Raw genomic sequence first — 15,067 nt, forward strand, 5'->3', positions numbered from 1 at the left:
CGTCCGGCGGCCGGTCCCCCGGCCAGGGTCGTAGGCTGCCCTGCCGTGAGAGCAGTACGCCGCTTCACCGTGCGCGCCCACCTGCCGGAGCAGTTGTCCGCGCTGGGCACCCTGGCCACCAACCTGCGCTGGACCTGGCACCCGCCGACGCAGGACCTGTTCGCGGCCGTCGACCCCGAGGTGTGGGAGCGGGTCGGGGGCGACCCCCTCCGGCTGCTCGCCGAGGTGCCCGCCGAGCGGATGACCGCGCTCGCCGCCGACCCCGACTTCCTGACCAGGACCAGGGCGCTGGCCGACGACCTGCGGCGCTACGTCACCGGCCCCCGCTGGTACCAGCGCCGCCAGGAGGAGGGCGTCCGGCTGCCGGCCTCGATCGCCTACTTCTCCATGGAGTTCGGGGTCACCGAGGCGCTGCCGAACTACTCGGGCGGCCTCGGCGTGCTCGCCGGCGACCACCTCAAGGCCGCCTCCGACCTCGGGGTGCCGCTGGTCGGTGTCGGCCTGCTCTACCGCTCCGGCTACTTCCGGCAGTCCCTGTCGCTGGACGGCTGGCAGGTGGAGCACTACCCGGTGCTCGACCCGCGCGGGTTGCCGCTGGAGCCGCTGGTCGAGCCGTCCGGCACGCCGATCCAGGTGCACGTCGCCATGCCCGGCGGCCGCGTCCTGCGGGCGCGGGTGTGGAAGGCCCAGGTCGGCAGGGTCCCGTTGCTGCTGCTCGACTCGGACCTGCCGGAGAACGACCCCGACCTGCGGGGGGTCACCGACCGGCTCTACGGCGGCGACCAGGACCACCGCATCCGGCAGGAGATCCTGGCCGGGATCGGCGGCGTGCGCGCCGTGCGCACCTTCTGCGAGCTGGTCGGCCACCCGCAGCCGGAGGTGTTCCACACCAACGAGGGGCACGCGGGTTTCCTCGGCCTGGAGCGCATCCGCGAGCTGATCACGACCGAGGGGCTGGACTTCGACCAGGCGCAGGTGGCCGTGCGCGCCGGCACGGTGTTCACCACGCACACCCCGGTGCCGGCCGGCATCGACCGGTTCCCGGTCGACCTGGTGCGGCACTACTTCGGCAACGGCGACGCGGACGGCCTGCTGCCCGGCGTGCCGGCGGACCGGGTGCTCGCGCTGGGCGCCGAGGACAACCCCGGGGTGTTCAACATGGCGCACATGGGGTTGCGCCTGGCGCAGCGCGCGAACGGGGTGTCCGCCCTGCACGGCAGGGTCAGCCGGGGCATGTTCCGCAAGTTGTGGCCGGGGTTCGACGTCGACGAGGTGCCGATCGGCTCGGTCACCAACGGCGTGCACGGCCCGACCTGGGCGGCCAGGGAGATCAGCAAGCTCCTCGGCGAGCCCGAGATGGGCGCGGTGGACAGCGGGATCGGCCTCGCCGGCTTCGAGCCGGTGACCGACTCGCTGCTGTGGGAGCTGCGGTGCGCCCTGCGGGCGCGGCTGGTGGAGGAGGTCCGGCGGCGGGTCCGCCAGGCGTGGTTGCAGCGCGGCGCCTCCGCGTTGGAGCTGGGGTGGACCGAGTCGGTGTTCGACCAGGACGTGCTCACCGTCGGGTTCGCCCGGCGGGTGCCCACGTACAAGCGGCTCACGCTGATGCTGCGCGACCACGCCCGGCTGCGGGAGCTGCTGCTGCACCCCGAGCGCCCGGTCCAGCTCGTGGTGGCCGGCAAGTCACACCCCGCCGACGACGGCGGCAAGGCGTTGATCCAGCAGATCGTGCGCTTCGCCGACGACCCCTCGGTGCGCCACCGCATCGTCTTCCTGCCCGACTACGACATGCAGCTCGCGCGTTACCTGTACTGGGGCTGCGACATCTGGCTCAACAACCCGTTGCGCCCGTTGGAGGCGTGCGGCACGTCCGGCATGAAGGCGGCGCTCAACGGCGGGCTCAACCTGTCCATCAGGGACGGTTGGTGGGACGAGCTGTACGACGGCAGCAACGGGTGGGCGATCCCCACGGCCGACGGGGTCACCGACCCGAACCGCCGTGACGACCTTGAGGCTGCGGCGTTGTACGAGCTGCTGGGGTCGCAGGTCGCGCCGCTGTTCTACGACCGGGGTGAGGACGGCGTGCCGAGCCGCTGGATGGCGATGGTGCGGCACACGTTGGCCTCGCTCGGCCCGAAGGTGCAGGCCTCGCGCATGGTGCGGGAGTACGTCGAGTCCTACTACCTCCCGGCGGCCGCGTCCGCCGCGGGCGTGCGCGACGACGGGTTCCGGGGAGCCAAGGAGCTGGCGGAGTACCGCGCGCGGGTGCAGGCGTCGTGGAACCGTGTGCGGGTGGTCGACTGCGACATGTCGGTGAACGGGGCGGCGGCGCCGGTCGTGGGCGCGCCGGTCACGGTGCGCGCGCGGGTCGAGCTGGCGGGGCTTGCTCCGTCCGAAGTGGACGTGCAGGCGGTGGTGGGCCGGGTCGACGACGCCGACGACCTGCGGGACGTGGTGACGGTGTCGATGAACCACACCGGGGGCGGCGAGTACGTGGCGGAGGTGAAGCTGCCGCACACCGGGCCGGCGGGCTTCACCGTGCGCGTGTTGCCGCAGCACGACCTGCTCGCGACGCCGGCCGAGCTGGGGCGCGTCGTCCTCGCCCGCTGATCCTCCGTCCAAAGTGGACGTCGTACGGTCCTGACTGGCCGCGCGGGCGGCCGGAGCGCCCTGGGCCGGCCAGGGCGGCGGACGCCGTCGAACGGCTCACTCGTGCGCGATCGGTGCTGTTCCGGCCGGGTGGGTGACCGTGCTGCGGCACGGTCACCCACCCAGCTTGTTCTTCGACCTTCCGCCCGATGCGGTGACCCCGCCGGACGCCTTTCTGTCGGTGCGCCGTGCGACTGTGGAAGTGGGGGGTCCCCCTACTACAGGCCTGTAGGCGCCGGTCAGGCTCGCGTCGCCGCCGCCGGTTCCTCGGCGCGCGAGGACCTGCCACCGAGCAGCGCCCAGGCGAGGGCCGCGGTGAGCGCCGCCGCCGCGGCGATCAGGCCGAAGCCGAGGGTCATCGCGTGAGTGAAGGCCTCCCTGGCTGTCGCCGCGAGCGTCTCCCCCTCGGGGCCGGCGGTCCGTGCCACGGACAGCGCCTCGGCGAGGGAGTCCCGCACGGAGGCCGGGGCGTCGGCCGGCAGGGCGGCGGCGTAGCCGGCCGCGAGCACGGTCCCCAGTCCCGCCACGCCGAAGGACATCCCGACCTCCTGCGCCGCGTCCTGCACCGCCGAGCCGATTCCGGCCTGCTCGCGGGGCAGCGCGCCGAGCAGAACCTCGTAGACCATCGGCTGGGCGGTGCCCAGCCCGACGCCCAGCGCGGTCAGTGCCGGCAGCAGGGACGCGAAAGAACTGTCCACAGTGGACGTCATCAACAGGGCGAGCCCGCCGGCGAGCCCGGCCAAGCCGAGCGCGATGGTGCGGGCGGCCCCGAGCCGGGGCTTGAGCAGGTTGCCCAGTCCGGCCCCGAGCGCGCCGGCCACCGACAGCGGGATCATCGCGCTGCCCGACTCGATCGCCGAGAAGCCCAGCACGAGCTGGAGGTACTGGGTGAAGGTGAACATCAGCCCGGCGACGGCCATCTGGCTCAGCGCGATGACGCCGCAGGCGGCGCTGAACCGGCGGTTGCGGAACAGGCGCAGGTCGAGCATGGGCGACGGGCACCGCCGCTCCCACGCGACGAAGGCGGCCATCGCGAGCACCCCCACCGCGAGCCCGCCGAGGGTCCGGCCGCTGGCCCACCCGTGGGTGTGCACGGAGATCGCCGCCCAGGCCAGGGCCGCCATGCCGACGGTGGACAGCAGCGCGCCCGCGGGGTCGGGCCGGCCCTGGCTCGGCTCCCGCGACTCGGGGATCAGGACGAGCGTGCCGACCAGGCCGAGCACGGCCACCGGCACGTTGATCAGGAACACCGCGCTCCACCCGAGGCGCTCGACCAGCAGCCCGCCGAGCACCGGCGCGCCGGCCACCGCGAGCATGTTGGCCGCGCCCCAGACGGCGATCGCCCTGCTCCGCTCCCGCCCGTCGAACAGGACCGTCAGCAGCGACAGCGTCGAGGGCATGATCAGCGCTCCTCCGACGCCCATCACGCCCCGCAGCACCACGAGCGCGAGCACGGAGTCCGCGTGCGCCGCGCCGAACGACGCGAGGCCGAAGACGACGAACCCGACCACCAGGGCGAGGCGCCGCCCGTAGCGGTCGGCCAGGCTGCCGGTGGTCAGCAGCAGGCCGGCGAACACCAGCGAGTAGCTCGCGGTGATCCACTGCACGTCGGCGGTGGTGGCCCCGAGGTCCGACATCAGGGTCGGCAGGGCGACGTTGAGCACGGTGTTGTCGATGACGACCACGAACATGCTCACGCAGAGCACGGCCAGCGCCGACCAGCGGCGCGGGTGTGGAGCGGTGGTCACGAGATCCCCCAGGAACAGCGACGAACGGCCACGAACACGCGCGAGACGCCGACGGGCGACCGGCGCCGCCGACAGACGCCGCCGAACAGGGACAACCCCCGACGAGCACCAACAAGCACCGACGAGCACCGACGAACGCCGACGAGCACCGACGAACGCCGACGAGCACCGACGAACGCCGACGAGCACCGACGAACACGGTCGCGTCGCGCGCCTCGAACGCTGTGCGAGACTGTAGAACAGTGTGCGATGAAATGGAACACCGTGCTGGCGAATCGCACGCTGTACCAGCGACGGTAGGGTGAGACCCCGGAACGGGGGACTGGGGCGACGGCGACAGGGAGGCGGCGTGCCGGAGCGCGCCCGCGGCAACGTCCGCGGTGACGAGGTGCCCACCGTCTGGGCGAGGGGACGTGCCCGCAGGGGCCAGGGCCCCACGCTCAGCCGGGAGCAGATCGTGCGGGCCGCCGTCGAACTGCTCGACGCCGAGGGGGCCGACGGGCTGAGCATGCGGCGGCTCGGCGCGAAGCTCGGCGCCGGCGCGACCTCGCTCTACTGGCACGTGGCGAACAAGGACGAGCTGTTGGAGCTGGCCTTCGACGAGGTGATGGGCGAGGTCCCACTCGTCGAGCCGTCAGGGGACTGGCGGGCCGACCTCCTCGGGTTCGCCGACGGGATGCGGGCGATGATGTTCCGCCACCCGTGGGTGGTGGCGTTGTTCGGCACCTCGCCGAACGTGGGGCCGCACGGCCTGCGCCAGTCCGACGCGGCCGCGAGAATCCTGGTGGCCGGCGGGTTCGCCGTCGAGGACGTGGACAACGCGATCTCGGTGGTCATGGACTACGTGATCGGGTCCGCCGCCACGGAGCTGGCCTGGATCCTGCGGGTGCGCCGGGAGGGCGTGGACGTCGAGCGGTGGACGGCCGCGCTCCAGGACTATCTGCGCGAGGCGCTCAAGCCCTACCCGACGCTGTGGACGTTCTGGTCGCACGGGCTGGCCATGGAGGACGAGGAGCGCCGCGACCAGCGGTACGTCTTCGGTGTCAACCGGGTGTTGGACGGGCTCGAAACCTACGTGGCCCGGCGCGCCGAGCGCGAGTAGCCCGTGTTTCGGATGTGGCGTAGCCAGATGTTGATGCCGCACTCGACCGCGTGGCTCTGCTCGGAGACCTGCCCGTCGATCACGGCTGGCCACCTGCCGCGGGAGCCTTGAGCCGTGCGGTGGCCGGCCTGGTCACGGGGCTGGTCGTTGGTCACCTTGATCTTCCGCCGACGCCGGGAGGCCCGGTTGGCTCGGCAGATGTTGGCCTCGTCGGCCAGAACTCGGTCCGGCTGGGCGCGTGGACGGCCACCGCCGTTGTTCGCAGGCCAGGTGCGGCGTGCTGGTCCACCCACCCCGAGACCACCCCACCCCGAGATCCTTCGACGCACCACCCGCGTCGATATCGGGCGGCTCGACCTGAAGATCCCCGTTCCGCGCACCGGCGGCGTGCTGGTGCGAGCGTGATCGTGGAATCCACGCTGACGTCCCACACGACCAGCCCGTCGGCGGCCGCGACAGCGTTCCGGCCACCTCCCCGCCGCCGGTCACCTCACTTCTGGAACACGACCTAACCGACCTCCAGCCGGGCCTTCGTGGCCACGACCCGGGGCCACCACGCGGCCATCCGCTCGGCCTCGGCCAGCGCCTCGCGCGCGGCCCGGTTGTCCCTGGCGGCCATGTGGGCCCTGGCCAGGGTGGCGAGGTGGTCGACGCGGCTGAGCAGGTGGTCGCAGGTCTGGGCCCCGGCCCGCGCCAGGCGCACGGCGGTCGCCGCGTCCCCATCGAGCAGGGCCAACAACGCCTGCGTGCCCTGGGCCTGGTGCGCGGGGTAGCCGAGCTGGAGCGCGTCGTCGAGCGCCTGGCGCGCGGTGGGCACGCCGAGCGCCGCGTCGAGCTGCCCCGCCTCGACGGCGCACGCCGCCAGCCCGGCCACGCCGGCCAGGGTGAGCCCGGCCTCCTTCTGGCCGATGTCGGGCGCGCGCATCAGGCCGAGCGCCAGGCCCAGCGCCTCGCCGTACCGGCCCCTGGCCTCCAGCACGCTGATGCGGGCGTAGGTCCCCGAGCGCACCTCCGGGTGCTCCTGGGCGATCCGGGCGGCCATCCGTTCGGCCGTCTCCAGGTCGCCGGTGCTGAGGGCGTCCAACGCCTCGTCCACCATCGGCGCGACGTCCATCCTCGCCGCCCGCTCCGGCGGCAGCCGGAACAGGTGGAACAACGCCCACCCGGTCGACGAGGACCCGGCGCTCTCCGAGGGGAGCATCGCGTGCGCCAGCGTGGCGACCGCGCCCACGGCGAGCCCGTGCCCGAAGGGCCCGGTGGACAGGACCGAGGCCAGGACGGCGAGGGTGAGACCGGACACGGCCGAGAGCAGCGCCGCCGCCCACATCCTCGGCCGGACCGGGGCGCGCCCGGGTCCGACCGACACGGACACCAGGATCGGCACGGCGCGCAGCACCACCGCCCGCTTGGCGGTGGTGCGTTCCCACAGCCGCGCGCCGATCCCGATCACGAATCTGTGGATCCGCGCGCCGAACACCACCGCGCCCAACGCCATCCCGAGCTGCAACGCGGCCAGCTCCGCGAACAGGCCGACGACCGCTCCGCCGAGTCCCGTCGCGACGCCGAGGGGCGAGCGTTCCAGGATGACCACGGCGACGACCGCGAGCGCCGCGGCGATCGGTCCGGGGCTGGCGAACGGCTTGAGGATGCGCACGGAACCGAGACGCTACGCGTTCGGGTGAGGTTCCCGGCCTCGAACGGGGGGACCGACCGGACGGGACCGACCGGACGGGACCGATCCGGCGGGGCCGATCCGGCGGGGCCGATCGAACGGATCGACCGGACGGGGCATCGATCGAACGGGGACGAACGGACGGGGACGGCGGAGACGGGTCGGGGGCGCCGGAGATCCGGCGCCCCCGACCCCGGCGGCGGACCTCAGGGCACGGGCGGGCCGCCCCCGGGGACGACCGGCAGGCCGGCCGCCTTCCACGCGCGGAAGCCGCCCACGAGGTCCGTGGCCAGCGGCAGGCCGAGTCTCCGCAGGTCACGAGCTGCCAGGCTCGACGCGTAGCCCTCGTCGCAGAGCACGACGACCCGGCTGTCGGCGGTCACGCCGGGCAGTCGGTGCTCGCCAGTTGGGTCCAGCCGCCACTCCAGGACGTTGCGCTCCACGGGCACCGCCCCCGGCAGCTCGCCCTCCGCCGCCCTGGTGTCGCGGGGGCGGATGTCGACGACCAGGACCGAACCCCGCCCGCGCAGCGCGGCGAGCTGGTGCGGGGTGAGGCGGTCCAGGTCCGCCCGCGCCTCGCGCAGCAGGTCCTCGGCGGTCACCCCGCGACCTCCTCGCGGTGCGCCCACCGCGCGCCCGGGCGGCGGTCGGGCGCGGAGTGGGTCAGGGGCTGGCCGAGGACGTCCTCGGCGGCGGGCCGGGGCACGGGCACGTCGGGGACGTCGAGCAGGCTCGGGTACTCCCGCACGGGCAGCAGCGGCGGCGAGTAGGCGTGCACGCTCGCGGCGTTGACGCGCCCGGTGTTGCGGACCTGGTGGGCGCGGTTGGGACCGAAGCCGATGGCCGCGCCGACCTGGTGGCGTCCGCTGCGGATCGGCCCGCCGGGGTAGCGGTAGTCCTCCCCGAGCGCGCCGAGCAGGACGCTGAACGAGCCCGAGGCCCCGCCGTGGTCGTGCGGCTCGGTGCCCTGCCCCGGCGTCCAGGACAGCAACCACAGCTCCACGCCCCTGGTGAGCGCGAGCCGCGCCCACCACCGTTGCTCGGGGTGGAACTCGACGACGGACAACAGCTCGGTGGTGAGTTCGGCGGCGACGGTCCTGGTCAGGTCGCGCAGCTCCCGAGGCGTCCACAATGGACGGTCGGGGTGGATCAGGTCGCGGAGCAGCGGGACGTCGAGGGCGGGGTGGACGTCGAGCCGGGCGGTGCGGGTGCTCATGGGAGGACCTCCTGACGCGGGGGAGACGAGGGCGCGGCAGGACGCGACGCGGCTGTCCGCCTGACGGGACGAGCGCCCGCGACGGCGGAGGGAGAAGAGAGGTGATCCGGCCGGGAGCCAGGACGAGGAGGACGGATCAGCAGCCGCGCCGCGTCCGGGTACACGCGCAGGTCACGACCCTCAGCAGGTCGACCGGCCGGTCCCGGTGCAGCAGCGGGCAGATCACGCGTCGATCGTGGCAGAGGAGCGGGACGCGCCGCCACGCCTCCCAGATGCCGGGAAGACGTCGGTCACCGCGACGCGCGGAGCAGCAGCACCGTGCGGGCGGGGACCCGCATCCGGGAGCCGGGTGGGAGCGGGGCGCCGTCGGGGGGAACGCCGTCGGCCGTCCCGGTGTCGAGGACGGGCTCGAAGCGCGCCCCGAAGTCGTCCTCGGGCAGCACGACCTCGACGTCGGCGTGGCCGGCGTGCAGCACGACCAACCACGAGTGGTCCTCGACCTGCTCGCCCTCCCTGGTGCGCGAGCGGCAGTCCGAGCCGTCGATCCACATCAGCAGGGTGTGCCGGGAGAGGTCGAACCAGTCGGTCTCGGCCATCTCCTGCCCGTCGGGCCGCAGCCACACCAGGTCGGGCGCGCCGGACGGGGTCGTGCGGCCCTCGAAGAACTCCGGCTGCCGCAACGCCGGGCACCCGGCGCGCAGCCGGACCAGCCTGCGCGTGAACGCGAGCAGCTCCGCCCCTGCCGATCCGGGACGCCCCAGCGGGGTCCAGTCCACCCAGGACACCTCGTTGTCCTGGCAGTAGGCGTTGTTGTTGCCGCGCTGGGTGCGCCACAGCTCGTCCCCCGCGCACAGCATCGGAGTCCCCGTGGAGAGGAACAGGGTGGCGAGCAGGTTGCGGGCCTGACGCGCGCGCAGCGCCCGCACCGTGCGGTCGTCGGTGTCGCCCTCGACACCGCAGTTCCACGACCGGTTGTCGTCGGTGCCGTCGCGGCCGTTCTCCCCGTTGGCCTCGTTGTGCTTGTGGTTGTAGGAAACCAGGTCCCGCAGGGTGAACCCGTCGTGCGCGGTGACGAAGTTGACCGACTGCCAGGGGCGGCGCCCGTCGTCGGCGTACAGGTCGGAGGAGCCCGACAGGCGGTAGGCCAGGTCCGCGACGCCGCCCTGCCCCCGCCAGAAGTCCCGGACCGTGTCCCGGTACCGCCCGTTCCACTCCGCCCACTGCACCCCGAAGCGCCCGACGCGGTACCCGTCGCCGGTCGCGTCCCACGGCTCGGCGACGAGTTTCCGCCGGGACAGGACGGGATCGGTGGTGATCGCGGTGAGCAACGCGCCGTGCGGCTCGAACGGGCCGCCGCCGGGGCGACCGAGCACGCTGGCCAGGTCGAAGCGGAAGCCGTCGACGCCCATCTCCGTCGCCCAGTACCGCAGCGAGTCGGTGACCAGCCGCACCACCGTGGGCGATCCCGCGTCGAGGGTGTTGCCGCAGCCGGTGAGGTCGATCTGCCGCCCGTGGTGGCCGTGGAGGTAGTAGGCCGGGGCGTCCAGACCGCGGAAGCACAGCGTCGGCCCGGACACGTCGCTCTCGCAGGTGTGGTTGAACACCACGTCCAGCAGCACCTCGATGCCCGCCGCGTGCAGCGCCGCGACCATCGTGCGGAACTCCTCGACCTCGCGCCCCGGCTCGCTCGCGTAGCCGGGGTGCGGGGCGTGGAACGCCAGCGGGGAGTAACCCCAGTAGTTGTGCCGGCCGGTGCCGTGGAGCACGGGCTCGTCCACGAACGCGTGGACCGGCATCAGCTCCACCGCGGTGACGCCGAGCCGGGACAGGTGCTCCACCACCGCCGGGTGGGCCAGCCCCAGGTAGGTGCCCCGCTGGTGCGCCGGCACCTCGGGGTGGCAGCGGGTGAGCCCCCGCACGTGCGCCTCGTAGACGACGGTCTCCTCCCACGGCACCTCGGGCGGCTGCCCGGTGTCGGGGCCGCCGGGGGAGGCCACGACCGACAGCGGCACGCCCCCCAGCGAGTCGACGGGGGACGGCGGCCCGCTCATCGGGTCGCCGGTGTAGCCCAGGGCCGCCCCGAGATGCGTCACACCGCCACTGATCACCCGGGCGTACGGGTCGACCAGCAGCTTCGCCGGGTTGCAGCGCAGGCCCCGCTCGGGGGCGTACGGGCCGTAGACCCGGAAGCCGTAGCGCTGGCCGGGGGCGACCCCCGGCACCAGCCCGTGCCAGACGCCGAAGGTCCGCTCGGTCAGCTCGACGCGGCGCTCGACCGGGGGACCGTCGTCGGTCGGGTCGACCAGGCAGACCTCCACCGCCTCCGCCACGGTCGAGGCCACCGCGAACCGTACGCCCCCGCCCTCCGGGTGCGCGCCGAGCGGGAACGGCCGCCCGGCCAGGGCGGGCGGTCCGGGCGAGGGCCGAGGGGACACAGTGGGATCTTCCCGGACGCACCCCGGTTCACGCTTCCCCCGGCCGGTCGGGGGAGCCACGGTCACCGTGCTCGGTGAGCTGCGACAACCCGGACGGCGGCACCCTCGACCACTCCCGGTGGCGAGCCGCCGGACCCGGGTCGCAAGAATGGACGCGTGACCCAGCACGCCGGGATGCAGGCCACGCCGAACGGGGAGGTCGGAGGAGACGTGGACATCGATGTCACCGACCTCGTGGTGCGCATGGACTCCGTGGGGGTCCGCCGAGGGCGCACCGCGTTGTTGCACGATGTCGACTGGCGCGTCGAGCTGGACGAGCGGTGGGTGGTGCTGGGCCCCAACGGGGCCGGCAAGACCACGTTGCTGCGGTTGGCGGGGGCCGAGCTGCACCCGACGACCGGGTCCGTCCACCTGCTCGGCGAGCGGATGGGGCGCACCGACGTCTTCGAGCTGCGGCCGAGGATCGGCTTCTGCTCGGCGGCGGTGGCCAACCGGGTGCCGGCCGAGGAGAAGGTGCGCGACCTCGTCGTCAGCGCCGGCTACGCGGTGCTGGGTCGGTGGCGCGAGGAGTACGACGCGCTGGACACCGGCCGCGCCGACGAGCTGCTGCACGCGCTGGGCATCGCCCACCTCGCCGACCGGGCCTTCGGCACGTTGTCCGAGGGCGAGCGCAAGCGGACCATGATCGCGCGCTCCCTGATGACCGACCCGGAGATGCTGCTGCTGGACGAGCCGGCGGCCGGGCTGGACCTGGGCGGCAGGGAGGACCTGGTCTCCCGCCTGTCCGCGCTGGCCCTCGACCCGGACGCGCCGGCGATGGTGCTGGTCACCCACCACGTCGAGGAGATCCCGCCGGGCTTCACGCACGCGATGCTGCTGCGGGAGGGCGGTGTCGTGGCCCAGGGCCTGCTGGAGGAGGTGCTGACCGCGGAGACGCTGTCCACCACGTTCGGCCAGGACCTGGAGCTCCAGCGCGCCGGCGACCGGTACTTCGCCCGCCGTCGGGTCTGACCCCCGCCTCGTTCGGGTCCTCGCGCTCGCGTCCACCCCGCGGCGACTGGCGCCGGCGGGGGGACGCGGCGCGGCCGGCGGGCGGCCGGGCGGGCGTCTGCCTGGCGGGAGTGTCCGCGACGTCTCGTTCGGAACCGGGCTACCGCGCGGTAGCCTGCGCTGGGCCGGCGGATGCGGCCGCCGGCGGCAGCGACGAGGAGGTAGCGGCGTGGGCGAGTTCGTCAGGCTTGAGGTCGACGAGGGCATCGGCACCATCCGGCTCGACCGGCCGCCGATGAACGCGCTGAACACCCAGGTGCAGGAGGAGATCCGGGCCTGCGCCCACGAGGCGGGCTCCAGGGACGACGTCCGCGCGGTGATCGTCTACGGCGGGGAGAAGGTGTTCGCGGCCGGCGCGGACATCAAGGAGATGGCCGAGATGTCCTATGCGGACATGGCCGCCCGCGCCCACGCGCTGTCCTCGTCGTTCACCGCGGTGGCCGAGATCCCGAAGCCGACGGTGGCCGCGATCACCGGCTACGCCCTCGGCGGCGGCTTCGAGCTGGCGCTGTGCTGCGACCGGCGGATCGCCGGCGACAACGCCAAGGTCGGCCAGCCGGAGATCCTGCTCGGCATCATCCCCGGCGCGGGCGGCACGCAGCGGCTCGCGCGCCTGGTGGGGCCGAGCCGGGCCAAGGACATCGTCTACACCGGACGGTTCGTCGGCGCGGAGGAGGCGCTGCGGATCGGCATGGTGGACGAGGTCGTGGCGCCCGACGAGGTGTACTCGGCGGCGCGGAGCTGGGCCGGCCAGTTCGTCAACGGCCCCGCGCGGGCGCTGGCCGCGGCCAAGGCGGCCATCGACGGCGGGCTGGAGACCGACCTCGGCAACGGGCTGCGCCTGGAGAGCCACCTGTTCGCCGCGCTGTTCGCCACCGAGGACCAGAAGACCGGCATGCGCTCGTTCGTCGAGAACGGCCCCGGCAAGGCGAAGTTCGTCGGCCGGTGAGCGGGCGGACGCGACGGCCGGAGAACGACGTGACCACACTGGACCCCCAGGTGGATCCCCAGCCGAACCCCCCGGTGGACCCCGAGCCGAACCCGCACGCCACCGCCGAGGAGGTCGAGGCGGCGTACGCGGACCCCAAGCTGGCCAACGTGCTCTACCACGACTGGGAGGCCGCCACCTACGACGAGAAGTGGTCGATCTCCTACGACCAGCGGTGCGTCGACTACGCCGTCGGGCGGTTCCGCGCCGCGGCCGGTGACCGGGGCTGGCCGTACGGCCACGCGCTGGAGCTGGGGTCGGGCACCGGCTTCTTCCTGCTGAACCTCATGCAGGGCGGGGTCATCGCGAAGGGCTCGGTGACCGACCTGTCGCCGGGCATGGTCCAGGTGGCCCTGCGCAACGCGGAGAACCTGGGCCTGGACGTGGACGGCCGGGTCGCCGACGCCGAGCGCATCCCCTACGACGACGACACCTTCGACCTGGTCGTCGGGCACGCGGTGCTGCACCACATCCCGGACGTGCCCTCGGCGATGCGCGAGGTGCTCCGGGTGCTCAAGCCCGGCGGCCGGTTCGTCTTCGCCGGTGAGCCGACCAGGGTCGGCGACTCCTACGCCAGGGCGCTCGGCCGGCTGACGTGGTGGCTGACCACGAACGTCACCCGGCTCCCGCCGCTCACCGGCTGGCGGCGCCCGCAGGAGGAGCTGGACGAGTCCTCGCGCGCGGCGGCGCTGGAGGCCGTCGTGGACCTGCACACGTTCGACCCGACCGAGCTGGAGCGCACCGCGCGGTCCGCCGGGGCGGTCAACGTGCGGGCGGTGACCGAGGAGTTCACCGCCGCGCTGTTCGGCTGGCCGGTGCGGACGTTCGAGGCCGCGGTGCCGAGGGAGAAGCTGGGCTTCGGCTGGGCGATGTTCGCCTACCGCACCTGGCAGAAGCTGTCCTGGTTGGACGAGAACCTGCTCGCGAAGGTCCTCCCGCGCGAGCTGTTCTACAACGTGCTGGTCACGGGTGTGAAGCCGAAGGCGTGACCAGGCCGTGAGAGGACGTGTGAGGGCCGCCCCGGCCGGGGCGGCCCTCACCGCGTCTGGCCCTCCGCCCACGAGGAGTCGCTGACTCTCCACAGTGGACATTCGTTCCCGGGGAACCCCGCTCGTCCCTGTGGTCGCGCGCCCGCCGGAAGGCGAGGTCACCGGAGGAAGGGGTCAAGGGGAACCAAACGCCCTGACTGCCCGAATCGGGTCGAGGGGTTGGCCCGTGTGGCCTAGGGTGCCGACCCGGATCCTTGTGAGGCGAGGGGAAGAGACATGACCAGTGGCACGAGGCGCGTCGGCAAGGTGGCCGCGATCGCGGCGATGGCGGCGGTGTTGGTGACCGGCGCGAGTTCGCTGTCCACCGCCGCGCCCGCCCCGGTTCCCGCCGGGCACGGCGCGCACGAGCCGGCCAACGTCGGCCAGGTCAAGAACGACGTGAAGAAGTACTACGGCGACCGGGTCGACGCCCAGGGCCGGCACCAGGCCTCGCCGGACAGCGCGTGGGCCAGGGACACCCGGTCGCAGATCGACCGGGCGCGCCACCACCTCCAGGCGCGGCTGCACGCCGTGCGCAACCCCGCGATCGTGCTCGACATCGACGACACCTCCGAGCTGACCTACTCCTACGAGGTCAGCAGGGACTTCGCGTTCGACCAGCGCAGCTTCGACGAGGCGGTCAACACCGGAGCCTTCCCCGCGATCGAGGCGACCAGGGAGCTGACCCTCTGGGCCAAGCGCAACGGCGTGAAGGTGTACTTCGTCACCGGCCGCAGGGACAACCTGACCGAGGGCACGCGGAACTCCCTGCGGAAGAACGGCTACCCCGAGCCGGACGGGCTGTTCCTCAAGCCGAGCGCGAACCCGCCGGCCTACCTGAAGTGCGGCACCCAGTGCTCCACCGTGGAGTACAAGTCCGGCACCAGGGCGTTCCTGGAGTCGCAGGGCAACACGATCGTGCTGAACATCGGGGACCAGTACAGCGACCTGGAGGGCGGGCACGCCGAGCGCGGCGTGAAGCTGCCCAACCCGATGTACTACCTGCCCTGACCGCTCCCGGCGTCTTCTCCGCCGACCGTCGCGCCCCCGGCCCGCCGACCCCCGCTCCGTGCGGTGGCTCGGCGGGCCGGCCGCCACTCACCCGGCCCGGTGGTGACCGCGCCGCCTTCGTGTGGCGCGCCTGGCGGGTCGGCCGTCCCCGGCGGTGGCGGGGCGGCAGAC

At 73.7% G+C, this 15,067-nt stretch carries 11 protein-coding genes; 6 read left to right on the forward strand and 5 right to left on the reverse strand.

The annotated features are described in order from the left end of the window. Positions 1 to 45: 45 nt before the first annotated feature. Positions 46 to 2,607, forward strand: coding sequence for an alpha-glucan family phosphorylase (glgP, locus tag LX15_RS17970; RefSeq protein ID WP_253670772.1), 2,562 nt, complete (start codon positions 46 to 48; stop codon positions 2,605 to 2,607). 278 nt (positions 2,608 to 2,885) lie between these two features. On the opposite strand, the gene LX15_RS17975 is transcribed toward glgP, so the two are convergent. Continuing rightward, the gene (locus LX15_RS17975; RefSeq protein ID WP_253670773.1) at positions 2,886 to 4,394 is read right to left on the reverse strand and encodes a DHA2 family efflux MFS transporter permease subunit; all 1,509 of its coding nucleotides are present in this window, start codon (positions 4,392 to 4,394) and stop codon (positions 2,886 to 2,888) included. A gap of 349 nt (positions 4,395 to 4,743) precedes the next feature. Here LX15_RS17975 and LX15_RS17980 point away from each other — a divergent pair, with 349 nt between their 5' ends. Next, positions 4,744 to 5,496, forward strand: coding sequence for a TetR/AcrR family transcriptional regulator C-terminal domain-containing protein (locus LX15_RS17980; RefSeq protein WP_253670774.1), 753 nt, complete (start codon positions 4,744 to 4,746; stop codon positions 5,494 to 5,496). Between the two features lie 508 nt (positions 5,497 to 6,004). On the opposite strand, the gene LX15_RS17985 is transcribed toward LX15_RS17980, so the two are convergent. From LX15_RS17985 to glgX, 4 genes are all read right to left on the reverse strand, one after another. Beyond that, positions 6,005 to 7,150 (reverse strand): tetratricopeptide repeat protein, encoded by a 1,146-nt coding sequence (locus tag LX15_RS17985; protein ID WP_253670775.1) that lies wholly within the window; start codon positions 7,148 to 7,150, stop codon positions 6,005 to 6,007. 224 nt (positions 7,151 to 7,374) lie between these two features. Further along, positions 7,375 to 7,770, reverse strand: coding sequence for a rhodanese-like domain-containing protein (locus LX15_RS17990; RefSeq protein WP_253670776.1), 396 nt, complete (start codon positions 7,768 to 7,770; stop codon positions 7,375 to 7,377). After that, the gene (locus tag LX15_RS17995) at positions 7,767 to 8,384 is read right to left on the reverse strand and encodes a cysteine dioxygenase (protein WP_253670777.1); all 618 of its coding nucleotides are present in this window, start codon (positions 8,382 to 8,384) and stop codon (positions 7,767 to 7,769) included. The genes LX15_RS17990 and LX15_RS17995 overlap by 4 nt, the downstream gene beginning before the upstream one ends. A 290-nt stretch (positions 8,385 to 8,674) precedes the next feature. Then, positions 8,675 to 10,819 carry a glycogen debranching protein GlgX gene (gene glgX / locus LX15_RS18000; RefSeq protein ID WP_253670778.1) on the reverse strand — a complete coding sequence of 715 codons (2,145 nt, stop codon included), beginning with the start codon at positions 10,817 to 10,819 and terminating at the stop codon, positions 8,675 to 8,677. A 174-nt stretch (positions 10,820 to 10,993) separates the two neighbouring features. Here glgX and LX15_RS18005 point away from each other — a divergent pair, with 174 nt between their 5' ends. The 4 genes from LX15_RS18005 to LX15_RS18020 all read left to right on the forward strand — a co-directional run bounded on the left by LX15_RS18005 (position 10,994) and on the right by LX15_RS18020 (position 14,896). Further along, positions 10,994 to 11,830 (forward strand): ABC transporter ATP-binding protein, encoded by an 837-nt coding sequence (locus LX15_RS18005; RefSeq protein WP_253670839.1) that lies wholly within the window; start codon positions 10,994 to 10,996, stop codon positions 11,828 to 11,830. 208 nt (positions 11,831 to 12,038) lie between these two features. Beyond that, positions 12,039 to 12,818 (forward strand): enoyl-CoA hydratase/isomerase family protein, encoded by a 780-nt coding sequence (locus LX15_RS18010; protein WP_253670779.1) that lies wholly within the window; start codon positions 12,039 to 12,041, stop codon positions 12,816 to 12,818. Between the two features lie 29 nt (positions 12,819 to 12,847). Continuing rightward, entirely contained in the window at positions 12,848 to 13,846 is a 999-nt protein-coding gene (locus LX15_RS18015; RefSeq protein WP_253670780.1) for a class I SAM-dependent methyltransferase, read from the forward strand. A 276-nt stretch (positions 13,847 to 14,122) separates the two neighbouring features. Next, positions 14,123 to 14,896 carry an HAD family acid phosphatase gene (locus LX15_RS18020; RefSeq protein ID WP_253670781.1) on the forward strand — a complete coding sequence of 258 codons (774 nt, stop codon included), beginning with the start codon at positions 14,123 to 14,125 and terminating at the stop codon, positions 14,894 to 14,896. Positions 14,897 to 15,067 lie beyond the last annotated feature (171 nt).

The organism is Streptoalloteichus tenebrarius (assembly GCF_024171885.1).
Taxonomy (GTDB): domain Bacteria; phylum Actinomycetota; class Actinomycetes; order Mycobacteriales; family Pseudonocardiaceae; genus Streptoalloteichus; species Streptoalloteichus tenebrarius.